A 20,797-nucleotide genomic window follows, 5' to 3' on the forward strand; every position below is an offset into this window, starting at 1 on the left:
CAGACCTGTAGCAGATAAAAGATAGCCGGAACAGGCGGTATCCACAGTGGCGGGTTATCCCACCCATTCCCGGCGCAGCGTGAACAGATCCTTCAGCGCGTCTGTGGAGAGCTCGGTGATCCAGCCCTCGGAGCCGGAGATGACGTCGTCGCTGAGCTGCTGCTTGCTCTCCAGCATCTCGTCAATCTTCTCCTCCAGCGTTCCGAGCGAGATGAACTTATGCACCTGTACATCCCGGGTCTGGCCCATGCGGTAGGCACGGTCAGTGGCCTGGTTCTCCACCGCGGGATTCCACCAGCGGTCGAAATGGAACACATGGTTGGCGGCCGTCAGGTTGAGGCCGACCCCGCCCGCTTTGAGCGAGAGGATGAATACATTCGGCTGATCGGACGTCTGCGCTCCGGCGGCTCCATCTGCAGCGGCTTCGCCCGCAAGCAGCGGGGGAGCCTGGAACCGCTCAATCATGCGGTCGCGCGTGCTCTTCGGCGTGCTGCCGTTCAGGTACAGCACCGGTTCCTGAAGCTCCTGCTGAAGTACGGCCTGGAGCATTTTACCCATGCCTACATACTGGGTGAAGATCAGGCAGCGCTCGTTCTCCTCGCGCAGCTCGCGCACCATCGCGAGCAGCCGTTCCAGCTTGGCGGAGCGTTCGATCAAGGAGGTGGTGTCCAGAGCGGTGCCGTCTTCCGGCTCAGGCAGTGCCTCCTTGGTTAGCAGCATCGGATGGTCACAGAGCTGCTTCAGGCTGGTCAAGGCGGCGAGAATGGCCCCCTTGCGTTCGATGCCCTCCAGCTTCTGCATCCGTTCAAGCAGGCTGTTCACGTTCTGATCGTAGAGTGCGGCCTGCTCGGCCGTCAGGTTAATGTAGGTCTTCATCTCATTTTTATCCGGGAGATCAAGCTGGATCGCCGGGTCCTTCTTCTTGCGGCGCAGCATGAACGGCTTGACCAGCCGCTGCAAATCAGCGGTCCGCTCGGCATTTCGCTCCTTCTCAATGGCATTTGCGAACCGGTCCTGGAAGCCCTTCGGGCTGCCGAGATAACCCGGTGTGATGAAATCGTAGATCGACCACAGCTCGGACAGCCTGTTCTCAATCGGCGTACCAGTCAGGGCGATCCGGTGCAAGGCCGGGAAGCTGCGCACGGCGGCGGACTGCTTCGTTCCGGCGTTTTTGATATTCTGTGCTTCATCCAGACATACGGTTGCCCAGGTGAACTGCTTCAGCAGCTCCTGGTCCAGTGCAGCGGTAGCGTAAGAGGTAAGCACAACATCCGCCTGCGAAGCCGCGCCGTAGAAATATCCGGCATCCAGCCGCCGGCTTCCGTAATGAAGCATCACATTCAGGGAAGGCGCAAAGCGCTGCAGCTCCTTCTGCCAGTTGCCCAGCACGGAGGTCGGACAGATAATCAGCGAAGGCCAGCCGGCCGGCTCGGTCTGCCGCCGGGCCACGGGTGCGCCGGAAGCTGCGGCTTCCTCCTCCTGCTCCTTCAGATGGAGCAGGTAGGAGATCAGCTGCACCGTCTTGCCAAGCCCCATGTCATCGGCCAGGCAAGCGCCCAGCCCGAAGCGGCGGAGGAAGACCAGCCAGGCGAAGCCCTCATGCTGGTAGCTTCGAAGCTCGGCATGCAGACCGGCCGGCACCTCCGGCTTCGGCCACTGGCTACGCTGCCCGAGCTGTCCGATCAGCTTCAAGAGGTGCTCGTTCAGTTCGACCTCCAGCCGGACCCGTACCGCTTCTTCCTCGGCACGCTGCGCTTCCGCTTCCTCCGAATCGCCGTCTGCACCTTCGTTCAGCAGGTGCAGCTGCAGCACATCCTGGAAGGACAAGCCGCGCGACTTGTCCATCCCGGCCATGGCCCGCTGAATCTGCGCCAGCAGCGCAGGGTCCAGCGGAATCCACTTGCCGCGGAACTGGACGAGGCGTTCCCCGCGCGCTACGAGGTCGGCGAACTCCGCCTCGGTCAGGTCGGCGTCGCCGATGGAGATGCGCCAGTCGAAATCGACGAGCGCATCCAGGCCGAACAGCGACTGCCCGCGGCTGCCCTCAGCCGTGCCGGAGCTGATCTTCGCGCGCAGGCGCGGCTTCCTGCGGCTGGCGGCTTCCCACCACGCCGGCAGCAGCACCTGCCAGCCCGCCTCCAGCAGAGCGCGGCTGTCGGCCGTAAGGAACCGCCACGCGACCTCGTCGCCGAGCGGCTTTGCCAGCACATCGGCGCCGCGCCCGATGTGCTCCGGAAGGCTGTCACGCAGCCGTGACAGCCACCCGCCCGCGCGCTCGTGGACATGCGCTGTCCACGCTGCGGGCCAAGTGCCATGCGGCTCGCCGTCCCCGGTGAGCCGCAGCGGCACAAGCGCGGACTCGTCGCGCTTGTCCTGGAGGAGCAGCTGGAGCCGCCAGTGCGGCAGCTCATCGTCAGGCTCAAGCAGCTGCAGCACCGGCCGGAACGGCGCGGTGTCTGCCTTCCAGCCGATGGACATCAGCCAGCTGTCCTCGTCCATACCGGCTGCGCTTCTCCCGCCTGCGCTGAACAGCAGCGGGAATTCACTGCGCAGATCACCGGCCTGCGCCTCGGTGCTGTAGTGCCGCTGGAAGACCGCCGCCGAGAAGGCGGCCTGCAGCCCTTCGGCGAACCCGCTGCGCTCCTGAAGACGATGCAGCGCGGCCGCATCGTCCCAGTCTGCCTCGGCGGCTTCCGCCAGCACTTGCTCCGTCCAGGCCCAGCGGAGCTGGCCTTCACGGTAGGCTGCGAAGCTCGGGGCATACTGACGGGCCTCCAGCATTCCGGCCAGCAGCGGGGCTAGCCGGGTCAGCAGCTGGGCATCGCCCTGCCAGCTCCAGCCGACATGCCGGAGAAGCCGCAGGTCCGCAAAGAACGGCAGGACCTGCTCGGCAGGCAGCACCACCAGCTCGACCTCATCGGCCTTTGAGGTGCTGAGCTCCGTACCGTAGAAGGATTCCTCATGCCAGGCGAACAGCTTCTGCTTGAGCTGGACACCGGGCATATAATCATCCCGGTCATCCACACCGTAGATCAGCGCATCGCCATACTGGGTAAGGGCGAGCTGGACAGTAATATTGCGCATCTTCATATTCATGGGATCAGTTTTCCTTTCCGCAGCTCCTCCTGTAGGGCGCGCAGGCGGCTGTGTCTATCTGTGAAGCCGTCCAGGAACACTTCCCAGCGTGCTTCGCGTTTCAGTTTTTTATACAGCTTGGCGAGCCGCTTCAGCAGCTTCACGGCCGCTTTGTAGCTGTGCCGGTTCTTCTCCAGCACGAAGCGCTCCACCGCCTGATGATAGAACGGCAGGAGCAGCTCCGGCGCATTCTTCTCAATTGGCTGCAGGTCGCTCACCCGGAAGTCGGAAGGCTGATGGCCGGAGGAGATCTGCATATCCATCCATTCCTGCCATTTGCCGTAGGCAAGCAGCTGGGCTTCATAGATCTCGCGGGACAGCGGCAGCATACCGGACAGCGTATCCCACATCTGCGGCTCCGCTTCGGGCAGGCGGCGCACCGCCTCATCCCAGTAGCCCGCATAATCCAGCAGATTGTACATTCGGCTGTTCAGCAGCGGGCCGAGCGCGGCCAGCCACAGGGCCAGGCGTCTCCACTGGCCGGCTTCGGCCAGCGGAGGCAGGAAGCTCATCAGCTCCTCCGGGTGCAGCCCGGGCCGTTCGGACGCTGTGTGCAGCTTCTCTATAGCCGCAGCATCCTCATGAAGCAGAGCGTACATCCGGCTCTCGGCCAGCAGCAGGGCGTGGCGGGGAGCAGCGGCGCTTAGCCCTTCTCCGGCTTGTTGCAGCTCCTTCAGCTCTTTGGTGTACAGCTCCGGTCCGCTTAAATTCGGGGTAATCCAGTTGATCCACAGCAGGCTGTAACAAGCAGAGAAATAAGGCTGTTCTCTGGCGCGGTCGCGGGCCTCCGTCAGCATCTCGCTCCGCAGATAGGCAATCGTATCGTAGACTCTCGGCCACTCCTCAGGGGCCTCTGCCAGCGGCAGCCCCCGCTGCATCAGGTCTGTAATATGCTTTTGCAGCTCGGAAATCGCAATAGAAGTATAGTAGCCCACAGAATAACCAAGGGAGGAGAGGTTGGCCGAGAGCGGCTGGCCGCCAGGCCGGATCAGGCTCTCCAGCACACAGAGATGAGCATGGAGCTTGAACAGCATGGCGGCAGCGGGAGGCAGCTTGGGCTGGCCCCCGGTGATGGCGGCGAGCGCCCGGTCGGCATACTGCGGGTTGCGCACCGTATGAGCAATCGGCTCTACCAGCAGCGCCATGTATTCTCGCCACTGCTGCACCGTAGCCTCAGGAATCAGGGCGGCCAGCTTCTTCAGTTGTTCCCCGCGCCGTCCCGGAACAGCGGATGCCGGAGCAGAATGAAGCTTGGGCTGGTCAATCAGCGCCTTGGCGTTCGCGATGGAATGCACAGGCCGCTCCTGTTCCTCGGCGTATTGCATCAGCACAGCCGCCATATGCTTGCACATCCCGGATACAGGGCAATCGCAATGGCTCTCCTGCAGATCGTCCAGGTCAATGGAGACCGCATAATCCTCCCGCCCTTCGACCAGCGCCATGATTCTGTACGGCGTGACCATTCTGAAGGCCTGCACGCGCTGCTGCTTATAATATTGAAATCCCCGTTTCAGGGTCAGATCATCGAAAGAATGGGCAACCTCCGAGATGAGCTTATCCCACCCGGCAGCATCCATGATATAGTTTGACTGCATCGCTATCGTTCTCCTGTAGCAGATTGGGTGAATCCATCGTTCCATTATATCATTATTGTATAGCGTATCCCGGAAAAGTCTGAAATCCTGGCAGGTATGATATGCCCCATATTGAAAAATTAGGGGAACATGCTAATCTGAAATCTAAACCTATGATCAACCGCTGGAAGGATGAAGCTTAAGCAATGCTGCGATTTAAAATGAAATACCTGCTGCACAACAAACAGAACCGTCTAATCCTGATGCTGACAGCCGGGGTATCCCTTCTGATTACTATGATTGGTCTATTCTCCTATAGAGAGTACCGTAATGCACTGGACACCGAGCTGAATACACCGAATATTGAACTGCTGCAGATTAATGTAGATGTTACGAACCGGGCCTTCCGGGAATCCGACAACAAGGCAGTGGATCTGTCCTTCCATCCCGCTGTACTGAGCTATATCAATGCGTCTGAGGCGGATAACCGGGGCAGAGCCGCAACGGCGCAGGAATACCTTAAGGCGCTGGCGACAGAGCCGGATGTACATGCGATCAGCGTGGTCAAATTCAAGGACCGGTCTGTGCTCTCCAGCCGCTACGGCTATGTTCCGTCCTGGGGGGAGGCGCCTGAGCATGAGTGGGAGTCCTGGATCGGGGGAATGAAGGAGAAGCCGCTTTTGATCAAAAGAAGGCTGTTTACCGGCCCCGGTTCCCGCCCCGGTGATACTGAGCTGTTATCGCTTGCCCGGCCGGTGGTGGTGAACGGCGAAGTGGCCGGTGCCGTGCTGATTGATCTGGATTACGATACGCTGTTCTCCAAAATGTACACCCATCTCTCCAGCTACCAGCTCGTCTATAACCTGGAAGGGGAGCTGATCTACCCCAAGCTGAATCTTCCGTTCCCGCAGGCGGAGCTGGGAAAGGTGCTGGAGGACATCGATGTCAGTCCCTTTGCCCATGTCACCATCGGAGGCCAGGCCTACATGGCGAATCAGACCTTCTCCAATGTGACCGGCTGGCGCCTGCTCTCGCTCGTACCCATGGAGCAGCTGCTCAAAAATGTGAAGATTGCGCGGAATATGATGCTGATGCTGTCACTGATCTCCATCGCCGTAGGTCTCGCTGCCATGTATTATTACAATTTTGCCGCCTTCCGGCCGCTCAAACGGATCAACAAGCTGCTGCTTCCTGAGCAGAAGGCAGCCGGGCAGGGCGGACTGTACGATCTGGAGCCGGTCATCGGCAAGCTGGTCGGTGATTTCCGCAGTAAATCGCTGGTGGCGGACTGGAGTCTCCCGGAGCTGCGCTCCAAATTCCTGCAGGACCTGATCACGCGGAGTATCGGCACACAGGAGACACAGACCCGGTTTGAGCACTACTTTACCGGCTGGAAGGAAGGTCCGTTCGAGCTGCTGGTCTTATCCATAGACCGGCATACCGAGTGGTCCGCGGGCTTTAAGGAAGAGGATCAAATGCTGCTCAAATACGCGATGATTAACATGGCCTATGAAATCTGCGAAGCTTCCTGGCGGACCGTGGTCGCTGCACCGCAGCAGGACAGTCTCGTCATCCTGTTACAGGCGGCAGGCGGAGAGGAGCGGGAGCTGTATGCAGATGCCCGGCGGCTGGCGGCTGCCATGCTCGATGTGCTGAAGATTCCGGTGTCCGTTGGCATCGGTGAAAAGGCAGGCTCAATTACCCATATCGCCCAGTCCTACTTAGAGGCGCAGACTGCGCTCTCCTACCGGTTATATGAAGGGTATTCCCATGTACGGGTCTATTCCCGCGCAGAGAACAAATATGAAGAGAGCAGCGGGGCGGCAGATGAGCTATGGAAGCAGGAAATGCTGAACGCCCTGAGAGCATCCGATGCCGCCGCTGCACAGGATTGGATCCGCAGAGGGATTGCCGAGACCCGCAAGCGGGGAATTCAGCCGCAAAAAGTATTCCGCTCGCTAAGTGACCTGCTGGAGGAGATTCTGCATATGGCGGCTGCCGGGGGATACCCGGTGCCTGCGGAGCTGGCTGACTACACCTGGCATCAGGTGACAACGATGGAGCTTAATGAGATTGAGCAGATGCTGTGCAGCATAGCGGTTCAGCTATCGGACGCCTTCGGGGCGCACCGGCAATCGAAGGAGTTCCTGCTGGTTCAGAATCTTATAGAGTATATGAAGGAGAATCTGCAATTCAATATCGGGCTGTCTGATATCGCCTCCCATGTGAACATGGGGGTATCCTCGGTGAGCACCATCTTCAAGGAAGAGACCGGAACTACCGTCTATGACTATCTGACCAACTTGAGAATCAATAGAGCCTGCGAGCTGCTGCAGGACAGCAGTCTGAGAATTGCCGAGATTGCCCAGCAGGTGGGTTATCAGAATGAGAACAGCTTCATCCGGGTCTTCCGCAAGATTAAATCGACCACACCCGGCAAGTTCAGGGAGAGCAGCAAATCTTCCAAGGAGTATGCAGATCGGCCAAAACCGCGCCATTCCGGCGTTTCTGAGGATTCGGAATAAGATTATGCGATTGAAGGCATACCCCCGGTTGCGATAAAGTTCTATTTGAGAAAACTTTCACATCCTCCATGGCAGGCTGCTGATACTCAAATAAAACGGGGGTGAGGGCACGGGCGCAAGGCTAGGCATCAAGCATCTGGAGGCTGCCCGATTACTTCTAATTAGAGAAGAGGGATGGACTTGAAACGTACAACTCGAATAGGACTCTGGACAGCAGCTGTAGCGGCAGTGGTCCTGCTGGTGCTTAGAATCGGCAATCCGGCGGGCGGCGGCCCGGGCCAGGAGACGGTGGGCACCGGTTATCCCGGACGGCCAATCACACTGCTTGTGCCCTACGCCGCAGGAGGAGGAACGGACGCCACCGCGCGAGCGCTCGCCACCGCGACAGAGAAGGTGCTGGGCCAGCCGGTAATTGTGGTTAACCGCACCGGCGGCGGTGGCTCCGTAGGACTGATGGAAGGCGCGAATGCCAAGGGAGACGGCTATACCGTGACTTTTTTGCCGGCCGAGCTGACCATTCTTCCACATCTGGGATTATTGCCGATTACCTATGAGAGATTCAAACCGATCGCTCAGACGAATTTTGATCCTTCCGCCATCACCGTAAGACAGGACGCGCCATGGCAGGACGTCAATGAATTTCTCGACTTTGCGAAAGCGCATCCAGAGGAATTGAAAATGGGAAACGCAGGAACGGGGAGTATTTGGCACTTGGCCGCCGTAACGTTGGAACGGGAGACCGGTGTGAAGTTCGCGCATATTCCCTTTGAAGGTGCAGGGCCGGCCGTCTCCGCCTTAATGGACGGATTCGTGGATGCGGTACCGGTCAGTCCCGCCGAGGTGAAGAAGTATGTGGATGAAGGGAAGCTGCGGATATTGGCAGTCAATGCCGATAAGCGCTCAGAGGCGCTGCCGGATGTGCCGACCCTGGAAGAGCAGACCGGAATTCATGTGAACTTCACAGGAACATGGAGAGGACTGGCTGTACCGAAGGATACGCCGGATGCGATTGCGGAGGTATTGGCCGGGGCATTTATCAAAGGGACCGAAGACAGGGAATTCCGCGAATATATGAATTCGAACGGGCTGGGGCTGCTGGTGAAGGACGGCAAAGCCTTTGCGAAGCAGCTCAAGGAGAGCGATGATCTGTTCGCCGCCATGATTCCCGAGCTTGGACTAAGCCGCAAGTAGAACATACACACTCATCACGAGTAAGAAAGGGTAGGGTAATCATATGAAAATCAAAAAGACACTGGATCGGATTCCCGGCGGAATGATGCTCATTCCACTATTTCTGGGAGCGATCATTCACACTGCTTTTCCTGATGCGGGCGAATATTTCGGAGGGTTCACCAAAGGCCTGATGACCGGCACCGTGCCGATTCTGGCCGTGTGGTTCTTCTGTATGGGAGCCGCGATCGATGTCAGAGCTACCGGAACCGTACTGCGCAAATCCGGTACGCTGGTATTGACCAAGATCGCCGTAGCTTGGGTCGTAGCTATGATCGCGATCCAGTTCCTGCCTGAGGGCGGGGTGCAAACCGGCTTCTTCGCCGGACTGTCGGTCCTCGCCATCATCTCTGCTATGGATATGACCAACGGCGGGCTGTACGCTTCCATTATGCAGCAGTATGGGACCAAGGAAGAATCCGGTGCCTTCGTGCTGATGTCACTAGAATCCGGGCCGCTCGTAACCATGCTCATTCTGGGCAGCACCGGTGTGGCTGTATTTGAACCGCATCTCTTCGTTGGCGCTGTCCTGCCGTTCCTCGTCGGGTTCATCCTGGGGAACCTGGATCATGATCTGCGCGCCTACTTCGGCCGAGCTACTCAGACGCTCATTCCCTTCTTCGGCTTCGCTCTGGGGAGCTCGATCGATCTTGGCGTTATCGTTGACACTGGCCTGCTCGGTATTCTGCTTGGTATTGTCGTTATCATTATTACCGGTATCCCGCTGATTCTGGCTGACAAGTTCATTGGCCGCGGCAACGGAACTGCCGGACTGGCCGCTTCCAGTACCGCAGGTGCTGCGGTCGCCAACCCTATGCTGGTAGCGAACATGAAGCCCGAATTCCTGCCGGCCGCCCAGTCCGCTACAGCGCTGGTAGCCGCATCCGTGATCGTTACATCCATTCTCGTCCCAGTCATCACAGCTTACTATTCCGACTACATGAAGAAAAAGAACCCTCCGGCAGCAGAGGGACTTATAGATGCTAAGGCTCAGAAGGCAGCGGGTTAAACATCGGATAACAACGTAATTAATTCATGTTAAGTGCGATTAAGTTCTATGTTAATTAGAACCTCCGGACAGCGTTAGGGCTGTTCCGGGGGCTTTTTTTGAATCATCTGAATGAAGGAAGAGTAGATGGAGAAATCCTGCAAGAAGTGCAGCAATACTGCCCCATAGAAGCGCCAGAAGCTGAAATCCTGCATAAAATGCAACAAAGCCAGCGCTAACTTGCTTTAAACACCGGAATTCCTGCAAATGATGCAACAATGTACCGTAGCACGTAACATTCTTAGAAGAATCCTGCAAAATGTGCAACAATGTGATCCATACATGCGATCGGTGAGAGAAAACGCTTAGAATGGGCAAGCGAAAACCGGAGCAAATAATTACATAATATTGATTTTATAGAAACAAATACGCTTGAGTGGCGTCTAAGATAGAAATCTATCATCCATGGGGAGATTAAAAATGAAAAAACTATTGAAAATTGGCCTATCAGGATTAGCCTTGACCCTAGTGTTTAGTGCAGGAGCCTTTGCCGCAACAGTAGCTCCCAAAATAATCGTAAATGGTAATCAAGTGAAAACTCAGACGCAGCCTAAGATTATTAATGGTACCGTATATGTCCCGATCCGGGCCGTTGCAGAAGGATTTGACGCCAGTATTCAGTGGGACAATAAAAGTAAGATTGTGTATGTGGATTCTGATCCGAATTTCGGACTGGAAGGCAGCAGCGTAGCTTATGTAGGGAACCGGAATTTGGCATACAGATGGATTATGGCGTATGACGAACGCAATCATCAGGGAGTGCTCGATGTAGTTACGCCTGATTTCAAGACGGACCTCTATAACGAAAGTTTCCCGGCGGGAACGTATAATATGGAAACCATTATTGATATGAAGCCTGTTGCAAGCACAGACAGCACCTTAACCGTGCGGATTGTTCAGAGAGTGACTGCAGAAGATGAGTACAAGGTGAAGGTGGAGCGGTGGAATTTTGTTTTTGGGCAGGGGGCAATCAAGTCCGTGAAAAGGGTACCGGATACTGCAAAATATCTGGACCGGTACACCCTTTTCCCGGGAGCTAACTTTGGCATATAAGTTCCTTACTCCGGGATTGCCCGGATCAGCTCAGTATAAGAGAGGCCGGGGAATTTAAAGGTTGTTACAGTACCGTCGCTAAGCGTGTGATAACCACTATATACACCTTTGTTGTAGCTAAAAGAATCCTGAAACAGATCGGAAATATACGCTGGCTGCACACCGCCGAATGTAGTAGCAGGATAACCGGGGATATCTGCCTCCGAAGCCTGCCATATGGCTGTGGCCGTTGTGCCTGCAATCTCAACCACTGTGGTTATTTCTCCATTGCTGTAGGCATAACGGGTGGCGTCCTTTGAGGCAAAGGAGTAGGTGAAGTATTGGGATTGATCACTTTGTACACTTGTACCGGGTTTAAAAGCGTAGCGCACCGGCAACGAAATGGCCGCCAGGCGGGCCTGCTTAAGGTCTGCTGAATGGACGGCCTGGGCATCAGGAGTGAAATTCTTGGATTGAATGAAGATGATTTCCCTTATCTTTTCATAGTACACACTGTATCCAAATGCTTCACTGACAAACTTTGCGGGAACCATGATTCGCCCGTTGTAATTATTGGCTTCACTGTCCATCTGTACAGGCTGGCCATTCTTATAAGCATTAGACTGTCCCTGAGTCATTTCAAAGAGGTCGTTAGAGGAATTCGTGATCGTGACCGTATGGCGGGTAGCGTCCCAAGAATAGTGGAGCCCCAGGGAAGCAATCGTGCGGATGGGAATCATCGTTCGGCCAGACTGTATAAAAGGACTGCTATCAGCAGAGATAAAAGCACCATTGATGTTGACTTGTATAGGTCTTGTGGTTGACCGGGCCGGGCTGGAAGCAGGGGCTGCCAGAATAACGTTGGGAAGCATAAGCATTAACAGCATAATGCAACAGGCAGGAAGCCACCTTTTTAATGAAGACATAGACCAATCATTCCCTTCCAGTAATTTGTATATATTGATTATAACGTGAGTATTGAGAGGTTAACAATCCGTTACCCTGGCCCTCAAAAAAGCCCTCCAGATGCCTTTATGGCTGGTAGAGGGCTTATCAGAAATGCTGTATTTTATTTCTTCGCCACAGGAATCCATACCTCGCAAATACATTCATCGTGCTCATCATTCGTCCAGAAGTATTTCTCAATGCACGGACCTTCTGCTTGTTCAAAGCCTGACGACGGGAACCATTCCGAATAGATCCGCCGCCAGACGTTCAGAATCCCCAGCCCCAGATCCTGGTCCTCAGGAAGCTTTTCCCGGCAATCGAATACAGCATACGTCTGGCCTTGTATAGTCAAATTAACCAGCTCTGCTGGTACCTGCTGACCTTCCGGCAGCTCGGTTCCCATCAGATAGCGTTTCGTCCCATCCTCACGGAAGTCATAGTAATAACCGAACAGCAGCGAACCGGAAGGCCTTCCGGCACATTCGTTAATAAGGTCATGCGTCCCATCGTTCCAGATTTTCTCTACGAATGCAGGGATTTCACTATAAGCATCCTGGTGGATAACAACCTCCTTACCCATGACGCCATAGCCCTTCTCTTCAACCATTCTGTAATTCATTTCGCTTTCCCCTTTGATCTGAATTTGAAAGGAGAGGCGGGAGAACGATTTGAGCTTCACGTTCTTTTTCTTCGCCATATTGGGGGTTACTCCATGCACCCGCTGAAACGCTCTGGCGAAGGCCTCCGGCGTCTCGTACCCATACTTCAGTGCAATGTCGATCACCTTGCCGTCCGTTCCCGCCAGCTCTTCCGCCGCCAGTGTGAGCCTCCGGTTACGTACATATTCGGTAATAGTGAACCCTGTCAAGGCATGGAACATCCGCTGAAAATGGTACTTCGAGGTCATCGCCGCTCCGGCAATATCCTCGACGCCAATGGCGTTATGCAGATTCTGCTCTACGTAATCAATCGCCTGCTGAAGCAGCCGTATCGTCTCCATTCCCTCACCTTCCTTTCATGATTCATTGTAGAGAAGCGGGCAGGGAAGGGCCTGACCGGGAATGCTCTGAGTTGTCCGGACTTTTTATCATATACTCCATTCGATGCGTTTCCTGAAATCCAAGGCTGTTATACAAATGTATGGCTTCGTTCCCAACGACGCAGCACAGGATAACACTTGTGTAGCCGCGCCGATGGATCTCATTGCACAAGTACTTCACGAAGGTTCGTCCGATTCCGCGTCCCTGAAGGTCAGAACGTACACTTACACTGCTGATTTCATTCCCGTGGATGTGGCTGTAAGCCGCAATTTCCCCGTCAAGCTCATAGACCAGCCGGTCCTGTGCATCTGCTGCCCAGGCTGTTCGTCTGCCTTCATTAGGCTCTGCAACCACAGAATCGGGGAAGCATCCGACGCGTACCCGCATTTCATGAAAAGCAGTAGCATACAGCGAATGGGCAGCCACAAAGTCCTCATCTCTATACAACCTTGCAGAGGATGTTTCCTGAGGAAAAGAACCGCCGGTTCGTTCCATATAAATAAGAGAATAGTATGGGGTATAGCCAAGGCTGCGGGCAAACGCAAGGGAAGGGGATACCCCGGACCAGACGGAAGTACTGATCTTACGGGTTCCGCCTGCCTGTAGTTGAGCTTCTGCCACCTGCATCAAAGCCCTGCCAATGCCTTGCCGGCGATACTGCGGGGCGACGAATACATTTAAATGAGACTGGAGTGCAGACGCTTCCATTTGGACTAATGCAATAAGCGTCTCTTGCACATAAGCGGCAATAAACACTTCCGGCTCCTCTTCCAGCACCTGCAGGAGGTCATGACCGGTGTCCGCGTCCAGGCTTAATAGTTTTGTGGCGGTGAGAGAATCCTTCTCGCGCAGGCGTTCGCAGCGGATGTCTGATAGTTTCATTGGGTTCTTAGTCCTCCGAATAAAGATTGTAGTTGGATACACCACTTAGAAGCCCTAATTATAATCCAAGTAGTCAATACTAGCATTAAAATAGCTACTGGTTTTCCACTTCTGCTTGGCGAGAAAAACCCTCTGCTTCACTGTCGTAATCTTGCTCTCCTATTGCAATAGGCTGCATATGTCAAAACGAATCGTTTATACTGGCGGTAAGAGGTGATGGGGATGGACCCGCAATTGTTCGAGCGTATCTATGAAACGGTGGTGCGGCGCGAGCCGACCTATGACGGGATCTACTATACGGCGGTGCAGACGACCCATATTGTCTGCCGTCCGTCCTGCCGGGCGAGAACGCCGAAGGCAGCAAATGTTGTATTCTATGGCTCCTTGCAGGAGGCTGTTTCGGCAGGCTTCCGTCCCTGCAAAAGATGCCGTCCCGAGGAAGGCGGCACCCTCCGTCCGGACGCAGTCCTGGCAGCGCAGGCGGATGCCATAATGGACGGAAGGTTCGGCAGCAAGCTGACTCTGAAGTCGATGGCTGAAGAGCTGAAGGTCAGCCCGTTCCACCTGCAGCGCACCTATAAGCGGGTAACCGGCCAGTCACCTGCTGCCAGATTGGACATGCTGCGCATGGAAGAAGCCCGCAGGCTGCTGACGGAGACAGCGGCGGAGATGGGTGAAATCGGCCGGGCTGTGGGGTTCCGTACGCCCTCTCATTTTGCCGCCTGGTTCGTGAAGAAGACGGGGCTGTCCCCTACAGAGTACCGTAGCAAGCATAACGAAGGAGGAAACCAACATGAACCCAAGCCCAAGCCGGAATAACAGCCGGAGTACAAATACGATCACGATTTATCATCATACCCTGAACCTCGGGAACGGGGAGTGGACCCTGTGGGCTAGCGATAAAGGCCTGATCCGGGTATCCTTCCCGCAGGACGAAGGGCAATTACCCGCCTCCTGGTTAAAAATGTACGCGCCTGCCCATGAGCTCATGGAGGATGCCGGGAGATTTGAGCAGCTTGGGGTGATCACGCTGCTGGAGCGGTATTTTGCCGGAGAGCCGGTGGATTTCAGCAATGTGGAGCTGGATCTGTGGGGCACCCCGTTTCAGCAGGAGGTGTGGCGGGGGCTGCTTACCATCCCGCATGGGGAGACGGCCAGCTACAAGCAATTGGCTGAGCGGATTGGCAGACCGCTGGCGGTTCGTGCTGTCGGTGCGGCCAACGGGCAGAACCCAGTGCCGGTCATTGTGCCTTGCCACCGGGTCATCGGCGCGAACGGCACCTTAACCGGCTTCCGGGGCGGACTCCAGATGAAGCAGGTGCTGCTCCAGTTGGAGGGAATTCTCAATGTAAAGGCGGCTGGTCATGAACGATTTGCTTTTTGAGCTGCCGCTGCCGGAAGACTTCGACCTGGGGGCCTGTCTGGAGTACATGAACCGCTCGCCGCTGGAATGCCTGTTCCGCACGGATGAAGCAGGCGTCAGCCGGATGTTCAGGATAGAGGGTGGCCCGCTGCTGGTGCGGCTCAGTGTGTCCGAGAATCACAAGCTGAGTGTAACCCGGCTGCATGGGGCGATTCCCGGTACATTGGAGCAGGAGGTGTTGGCCCGCTACATTGTGGAGTGGTTTGATCTGGATCGTGATCTTGCCCCGTTCTACTCGCTGGCGGCTGCGGACCCGCTGCTCGGGCCGCTGGCCAGCCAGCACCGGGGGCTACGGATCATCGGCATCCCAGATCTGTTTGAGGCGCTGTGCTGGGCGATTTTGGGCCAGCAGGTGAATCTGGCTTTTGCCTACAGGCTGAAGCAGCGCCTGACCGCAGAATACGGCGAAGCGCTGGAATGGGAAGGGCAGACCTACTACCGTTTCCCTGGACCTGAGGTGTTCACAGAGGTGCAGGTAGAGGAGTTATGCGCCTTGCAGCTAACCCGCAGCAAAGCACAGACAGTGCTCACCGTCGCCTCGCTGATCACAAGCGGGGAGCTAAGCCGGGAGGAGCTGCTGGCGCTACCGTCCCCGGCTGCTGCCGAGCAGCGGCTGTTGCAGATCCGCGGGATCGGCCCGTGGACCTCGCAATATGTCCGTATGCGCTGCCTGCGCGATGCGTCCTCTTATCCGGTCGGCGATGTCGGCCTGCAGAACGTGGTCAAGCATCTGACTGGCATGGACCGCAAGCCGACATCGGCGGAGCTGCTGGAGCTGGCCCGGCCTTGGCAAGGCTGGGAAGCATACGCCACCTTTTACTTGTGGCGGGCGTTATATTAGAACAAAGCCCTGTCTCGCCGGTTGTTTCGGGAGACAGGGCTTTTTAGGTGACATGTAGAGTGTTGTGGTGCCGAATGTAGCTGAAGGATCGCCGGGAGGAGCAGGAGTAGGTGCTTGGTTCCATTGGTCAAAGGCCGAATGTAAGCGAAAAACAGGCATGACAAGACAGAGGCCTTGTCACCCCCAGGAATGAAAATAAGTCGGGTGCATCAGTCGCATCCCGACTTTTATTTTCGTATTAAACCGAACACAATTCGAGTTGGGACGGCATATGGACCAAATGTATGCGAAAAACCGAACACATTTGCAGCCGTGTCCTATGATCAGCCAAAGGAGGGGGAAACAGGTGGATTCCTCCATCTGCTTGCCGCAAAGGCCAGCTCCTCCTTCCCCGCCAAGTCGCTCCCACTCTCCACCCCATTCCTACTTCCTATTATCCATAAAAATCTGGAAACATACGCCGAACTTATCGGTCACCATGCCGTAAGCGGGACTGTAGTAGGCTGGGGCCAGCTCGATATCGACAGTTCCGCCTGCCTTCAGTGAGTTAAATAGCTGCTGTGCTTCCGCCTCGGTCTCCACCGTGAGACAGATGTTGATGTTGTTGCCCCGGCTGCGCGGCATACCCGGCTCATAATCCGCCACAAAAAACTTCGTCTCTCCCGCCAGCAGCACCGCATGGGCAATCTGCGCCTTCTCCTGCTCCGTCATCGGGGCGTCCGGGTTCTGCGGGCCTTCGCCCATCGTTTGCTTGAACAGCACCACAGCACCAAGCGCTTCCTGATAAAAGGCTATCGCCTCCCCAGCAGATCCGTCCACCAGAATATAAGGGTTCATTTGCAGTTTCATGTCTTGTTCGCTCCTTGGAAGGTATATTTGCCTGTACTAACCGGCTATGGTTATAGTGTAGACTATAATAGTGACAGCTCTTGTCATAGTTAAAATAATAAATGGAGTGAACCCTGTGTCGAAATCCAAAAGGCTGCTGGACCTCATGATGACCGTCAACCGCAAGCGTAAATTCACCGTCAGGGAGCTGGCTGACGAATTCCAAGTTTCTTCACGCACAATCCTCAGGGATTTGCAGGAGCTGGGGGAGCTGGGCGTACCGCTCTATTCCGAAGTGGGGCCGCATGGAGGGTATCAGGTGCTGAGCGAGAGAATCCTGCCGCCGATTGCGTTCACGGAGGAAGAGGCGGTGGCGATATTTTTTGCCAGCCATGCCCTGCGCCATTATAAATATCTTCCCTTCAAGGAAGAATCCTTATCCGCCTTGTACAAATTCTATAATTACATGTCTGGCGATGTCCGTGACCGGATTGATGAGATGAAGAACAGGATTGATTTCCTGACCCCGTCGCGGCAGGCGGAATTCCCTTATCTTCCCCAACTGCTGGACGCGGCTACCGGGCAAAAAGTGCTGCTGATCGATTACCAATCGAAGGGCCGGCGGCAGCAAAGGTGGATTCAGCCCGTCGGCATCTATGCCAGTAACGGCCTGTGGTATTGTCCGGCGTATTGCTTCCTGCGGGGCGGCATCCGTACTTTCCGCTGCGACCGGATTCAGTCTGCCGGGTATGATGAAGCGGGACCGGCCGCGCTTGATCTGCGTCATATCCACTTGGACAATACGGAGCATTACGGCAGCCCGCCGCAGGAGCAGGCCGAACAAAGCCTTATCCGGCTGTACGTGGAGCTGGGGAATGAAGGGGTCCAGTCCTGCGAAGGGGAGGTATGGTCCCCGCAGCTGCTGCATATCCGTGCAGACGGCACAGGCTGGCTGGAGGGAGAGATTCCGGGAAGCGATCTGGGCTTCTTCGCGCGGTTTGTGATTAGCCTGTGCAGCGAGGCAACGGTGCTGGAGCCGCCGGAGCTGGTGGCTGAGGTGAAGCGGACGCTTGCGGATATACTGGAGAAGTATAGCTGATCTAAAAGCCTGGACATGAACATTGAGAAGATATTAGGCAGATCCTGCACCTGCTACCGGCCTCAACTCTGGAAATAAAAGCAGCTGATTGTATTTCCTGCAATAGAAAACTTATATCTGAACGTGAAATGTTATTCTATTGTATTTCGTACATTGGAATGTTGCATTTTGGGCGAAAAATGTCCTTTGTTCAACATTCAATTGTACCGAATACAATAGAACCTATATTGGAAGCTATTTTGACATCATTCCATTGTACAAAATACAGTTACTGCCGTTCCAGCGCCTACAGCATCCGAATGACTGCGCGGGAGTGAGGCGCTCTTAAATCTGATGCATACTAGCCCAGCCATATCCCCGCCAATCTGCGGATGCCCTCATCGATCAGCTCCTCGGCGATCCCGCTGAAGCCCAGGATGAATTCGGGTTCATCGTAGTCCGGCTTGGCCCACCACGTATAGGACATGGGGGTAACGCGGATGCCTTCGGCTTCCGCTGCGGCAGCAAGCTCTCTGGCGCTTGTGCTATTGCTAACTCTGTTGCTAACTCTGGAGCCCGCTTCTGCTGAGGGCGGCTTAAAGGTCAGCAGCAGATGAAATCCGGCATCCGTTCCGCTGAGCACTGCGGCATCGCCGAAATGCTGCCTGACCGAACGCAGCAGCAGGTCATGCTTACGCTGGTAGAGCAGGCGCATCCGGCGCAGGTGCTTCTCAAAATGACCCCGCTCCATGAAATAATGCAGCGCAATCTGATGAAGCCGTGCGGCCGAATGCTCCAGGTACAGCTCGCTTCTCAGGCTGTGATAGTCCGGCAGCAGCTCCTCCGGCAGAACCATATAGTGAATACATAAGGCAGGGGTCACCGACTGTGCGAAGCTGCACATATAGATCACCGGACTGCCCTCAGCAAGCCCTTGCAGCGCGGGGATCGGCCGCCCGTGATAGCGGAATTCCCCGTCATAATCATCTTCGATGATATATCCGCCTGTGGATCGGGCCCACTCCAGCAATGCGAGGCGTTTGGTGATCGGCATGGTCATCCCCCGGGGAAACTGATGGGACGGCGAGATGTACACAGCATCTGCCCCGCTGCTGTACAGCTTGTCTATCTGCAATCCATCCTCCTCCAGCGGAATGGGCAGGATGCTGTATCCGCTGCGCCGGAATGCCGCAGGCAGCAGGTGGTACCCCGGATCTTCGATACCCAGCCCGCTCACCCGTCCTTTCAGCAGCAGACACAGCAAAGAACACAGCGTATACTGGTCACCGCCGACTACAATCTGCTTCTCCGTGCAGCGCAGCCCGCGGAATTGCCGCAGATGGGCGGCGATGCTCTCACGGAGGGCCGGCTCCCCCTGGGGATCGCCGTACTGGAGCAGGTCTGGATTCGCGAGCTGCTCCTGGTAGAGGCTGCGCCATATTTTGTGCGGGAACAGGGAGAAATCATTGCGCGACATATGGAAATCATATGTGTAGTGCCGTGGATCACGGGGCGTAATCGGGCGGGGTGCCGGACTGGGCCGTTCCCCGGCCGCAACAGGGCTGCCTTCCCGGCGGACGGGCAGGATGTAGTAGCCGCTGCGCGGCTTGCTGGCGATGAAGCCCTCTGCCAGAAGCTGCTGGTATGCAAGCTCCACCGGAGTGGCGCTGATTCCGCATAACGCCGCCAGGCGGCGGATAGAGGGCAGGCGCGTCCCGCTCTGGAGGGTGCCGCCCAGGATTGCTTTTGCCAGATAATTATAGAGCTGTATGTAGTACGGGACCTCGCTGTGTTCATTCAGATCAGGGACAAGCAGCATCCTTCACCTTCAATCTGTCCTTTGAAATTAGACGTTTTTGTATATTTTATAGTATGCAGATCTGCATTACCATAAGAGCTATAACATCAGGTGGGAGATGACGGGAATGAACAGGCATTCAGAACTTGTAACAGGGGATAAGGTATATCTGCGCCCGCTTAACGGGGAAGATGCAGAAATGTATTATCATATGTTCTACGGCACGGAAGTCCGCAGGCTTACAGGAACGAAGAAGCATATCACCAAAGAGCAGATTGAGAATTATATCGCGCGTAAATCCGGAGATGACAGCACGGTGCTGCTGCTCATCGCGCTGAAGGAGAACGACGAGGTTATCGGCGACATCGCTATTCAGGACATCGATGGGGATAACCGGAATGCCAATCTGCGGATTGCCATCGGGGACGAGCGGCATCAGGGACAAGGATATGGGCGTGAAGCGCTGCTGCTGATGCTGGATTATGGCTTCGGCATTCTGAATCTGCACAGGATTGAGCTGGAGGTCTACAGTTATAATGCCCGTGCTGCGCATGTATATGAGTCCATCGGGTTCGTGCAGGAGGGGGTGCGGCGTCAGACGCTGTTTTATAACCATGAGTATCATGATGTGATAATGATGGGCATGCTGGAGAGTGAATACCGGGAGCGTTATTTGAAGTAGAGCAGGAAGGTCAAATAAGGTCAAATCCTTAATAATGTTAAAATTTATTATAAAAAAAGAGCCGAAACGCCGGATTTTCCCGGATTTTCGGCTTATACCGGTTTTGTTTTCTCCGGAGGTGCAGGCTATAATAAAGCCATAGGTCAGACAAAGTCAAAGTCTTAGCAAGACCGAATTCAAAAAAATCAAAAGTCAAATGAGAGGAGAATGAAAGATGTTTGATTTGGTTCCTTTTGGTAAACGCAGAGATGATGCTTTTGGTGTGCTGGCGAAGTCGCTGAACGAAGTGTTTAATGATGATTTTTTCGCACCGCTGACAAGTAACGCGCTGTCTTTCCGGACCGACATCCGTGAGAGTGAAGGGGCATATCTGATCGAGGCCGAGCTTCCGGGCTTCCGCAAAGAAGAAATCGACATTGATTATTCCAGCCCTTACTTGACGATTAAGGCGGTTCGCACAGAAGAGAGCAATGAGGAGAACAAGGACCATCAGATGGTGCGCCGCGAACGGCGGTATGGTGAATATGTACGCCGGTTCTATGTCCAGGATATTGACGATGCGGGCATCCGCGCTTCTCTGAGAGACGGTGTGCTGAGCCTGGAGGTGCCGAAGCGGCAGAAGCCGCAGGGCAAACGGATCGAAATTCAGGATGGCGGCAGCGATGCTTCGGACCGGAAAGAGCTTCAGTAAGCGGAAGGGCAGCCTGAAGAGGCAGATGGACCTCCAAGTCCG

The 20,797-nt window shown here is 55.5% G+C and carries 17 protein-coding genes; 10 read left to right on the forward strand and 7 right to left on the reverse strand.

What is annotated here, in order from left to right:
* Window positions 1–54: 54 nt before the first annotated feature.
* Together MKY12_RS33455 and MKY12_RS33460 are read right to left on the reverse strand one after the other, a co-directional pair.
* Window positions 55–3,096: a DEAD/DEAH box helicase gene (locus MKY12_RS33455; RefSeq protein WP_339312358.1), complete on the reverse strand. Its 3,042-nt coding sequence runs from the start codon at window positions 3,094–3,096 to the stop codon at window positions 55–57.
* Window positions 3,093–4,730, reverse strand: coding sequence for an SWIM zinc finger family protein (locus tag MKY12_RS33460; RefSeq protein WP_339312359.1), 1,638 nt, complete (start codon window positions 4,728–4,730; stop codon window positions 3,093–3,095). The genes MKY12_RS33455 and MKY12_RS33460 overlap by 4 nt, the downstream gene beginning before the upstream one ends.
* Window positions 4,731–4,915: 185 nt before the next feature.
* Here MKY12_RS33460 and MKY12_RS33465 point away from each other — a divergent pair, with 185 nt between their 5' ends.
* The 4 genes from MKY12_RS33465 (at window position 4,916) to MKY12_RS33480 (ending at window position 10,565) form a co-directional block, all read left to right on the forward strand.
* Window positions 4,916–7,234, forward strand: a complete 2,319-nt coding sequence (locus MKY12_RS33465; RefSeq protein ID WP_339312360.1) for a helix-turn-helix domain-containing protein — start codon at window positions 4,916–4,918, stop codon at window positions 7,232–7,234.
* 174 nt (window positions 7,235–7,408) lie between these two features.
* Window positions 7,409–8,425, forward strand: coding sequence for a tripartite tricarboxylate transporter substrate binding protein (locus tag MKY12_RS33470; protein ID WP_339312361.1), 1,017 nt, complete (start codon window positions 7,409–7,411; stop codon window positions 8,423–8,425).
* 43 nt (window positions 8,426–8,468) lie between these two features.
* The gene (gene kdgT, locus MKY12_RS33475) at window positions 8,469–9,473 is read left to right on the forward strand and encodes a 2-keto-3-deoxygluconate transporter (protein ID WP_339312362.1); all 1,005 of its coding nucleotides are present in this window, start codon (window positions 8,469–8,471) and stop codon (window positions 9,471–9,473) included.
* A gap of 459 nt (window positions 9,474–9,932) precedes the next feature.
* Window positions 9,933–10,565 (forward strand): copper amine oxidase N-terminal domain-containing protein, encoded by a 633-nt coding sequence (locus MKY12_RS33480; protein ID WP_339252977.1) that lies wholly within the window; start codon window positions 9,933–9,935, stop codon window positions 10,563–10,565.
* Between the two features lie 5 nt (window positions 10,566–10,570).
* Here the strand turns inward: MKY12_RS33480 and MKY12_RS33485 are convergent, their stop codons facing one another.
* The 3 genes from MKY12_RS33485 to MKY12_RS33495 form a co-directional block, all read right to left on the reverse strand.
* On the reverse strand, window positions 10,571–11,416 hold the full coding sequence (locus MKY12_RS33485) for a copper amine oxidase N-terminal domain-containing protein (RefSeq protein ID WP_339252979.1): 846 nt from the start codon (window positions 11,414–11,416) through the stop codon (window positions 10,571–10,573).
* Between the two features lie 197 nt (window positions 11,417–11,613).
* On the reverse strand, window positions 11,614–12,492 hold the full coding sequence (locus MKY12_RS33490; RefSeq protein WP_339252981.1) for an AraC family transcriptional regulator: 879 nt from the start codon (window positions 12,490–12,492) through the stop codon (window positions 11,614–11,616).
* 22 nt (window positions 12,493–12,514) lie between these two features.
* Window positions 12,515–13,414 (reverse strand): GNAT family N-acetyltransferase, encoded by a 900-nt coding sequence (locus tag MKY12_RS33495; RefSeq protein ID WP_339252983.1) that lies wholly within the window; start codon window positions 13,412–13,414, stop codon window positions 12,515–12,517.
* Between the two features lie 222 nt (window positions 13,415–13,636).
* Between MKY12_RS33495 and MKY12_RS33500 the strand changes: the two genes are divergently transcribed.
* Genes MKY12_RS33500 through MKY12_RS33510 form a run of 3 tightly spaced genes read left to right on the forward strand, consistent with a single transcriptional unit; the run spans window position 13,637 to window position 15,678 of the window.
* Window positions 13,637–14,233 (forward strand): Ada metal-binding domain-containing protein, encoded by a 597-nt coding sequence (locus MKY12_RS33500; RefSeq protein ID WP_339252985.1) that lies wholly within the window; start codon window positions 13,637–13,639, stop codon window positions 14,231–14,233.
* Complete coding sequence (locus tag MKY12_RS33505; protein WP_081751064.1) at window positions 14,208–14,798, forward strand: methylated-DNA--[protein]-cysteine S-methyltransferase; 591 nt, start codon at window positions 14,208–14,210, stop codon at window positions 14,796–14,798. Before MKY12_RS33500 ends, MKY12_RS33505 begins: the two co-directional genes overlap by 26 nt.
* Window positions 14,779–15,678 carry a DNA-3-methyladenine glycosylase 2 gene (locus tag MKY12_RS33510; RefSeq protein WP_339252989.1) on the forward strand — a complete coding sequence of 300 codons (900 nt, stop codon included), beginning with the start codon at window positions 14,779–14,781 and terminating at the stop codon, window positions 15,676–15,678. The genes MKY12_RS33505 and MKY12_RS33510 overlap by 20 nt, the downstream gene beginning before the upstream one ends.
* A gap of 423 nt (window positions 15,679–16,101) precedes the next feature.
* Here MKY12_RS33510 and MKY12_RS33515 read toward each other — a convergent pair whose 3' ends face one another.
* Window positions 16,102–16,527, reverse strand: coding sequence for a VOC family protein (locus tag MKY12_RS33515; RefSeq protein ID WP_036723662.1), 426 nt, complete (start codon window positions 16,525–16,527; stop codon window positions 16,102–16,104).
* Between the two features lie 115 nt (window positions 16,528–16,642).
* On the opposite strand from MKY12_RS33515, the gene MKY12_RS33520 reads away from it, so the two are divergent.
* On the forward strand, window positions 16,643–17,605 hold the full coding sequence (locus MKY12_RS33520; RefSeq protein ID WP_339312364.1) for a YafY family protein: 963 nt from the start codon (window positions 16,643–16,645) through the stop codon (window positions 17,603–17,605).
* Between the two features lie 340 nt (window positions 17,606–17,945).
* Here MKY12_RS33520 and MKY12_RS33525 read toward each other — a convergent pair whose 3' ends face one another.
* The gene (locus tag MKY12_RS33525) at window positions 17,946–19,403 is read right to left on the reverse strand and encodes a PLP-dependent aminotransferase family protein (RefSeq protein ID WP_339312365.1); all 1,458 of its coding nucleotides are present in this window, start codon (window positions 19,401–19,403) and stop codon (window positions 17,946–17,948) included.
* Between the two features lie 106 nt (window positions 19,404–19,509).
* Here MKY12_RS33525 and MKY12_RS33530 point away from each other — a divergent pair, with 106 nt between their 5' ends.
* A complete protein-coding gene (locus tag MKY12_RS33530) occupies window positions 19,510–20,064 on the forward strand; it encodes a GNAT family protein (protein ID WP_209876193.1) in 555 nt (184 codons plus the stop codon).
* Between the two features lie 214 nt (window positions 20,065–20,278).
* Window positions 20,279–20,755 carry an Hsp20/alpha crystallin family protein gene (locus tag MKY12_RS33535; protein WP_339312366.1) on the forward strand — a complete coding sequence of 159 codons (477 nt, stop codon included), beginning with the start codon at window positions 20,279–20,281 and terminating at the stop codon, window positions 20,753–20,755.
* Window positions 20,756–20,797 lie beyond the last annotated feature (42 nt).

This window comes from Paenibacillus sp. FSL M7-0896, assembly GCF_037975415.1.
Classification (GTDB): domain Bacteria; phylum Bacillota; class Bacilli; order Paenibacillales; family Paenibacillaceae; genus Paenibacillus_AQ; species Paenibacillus_AQ silagei.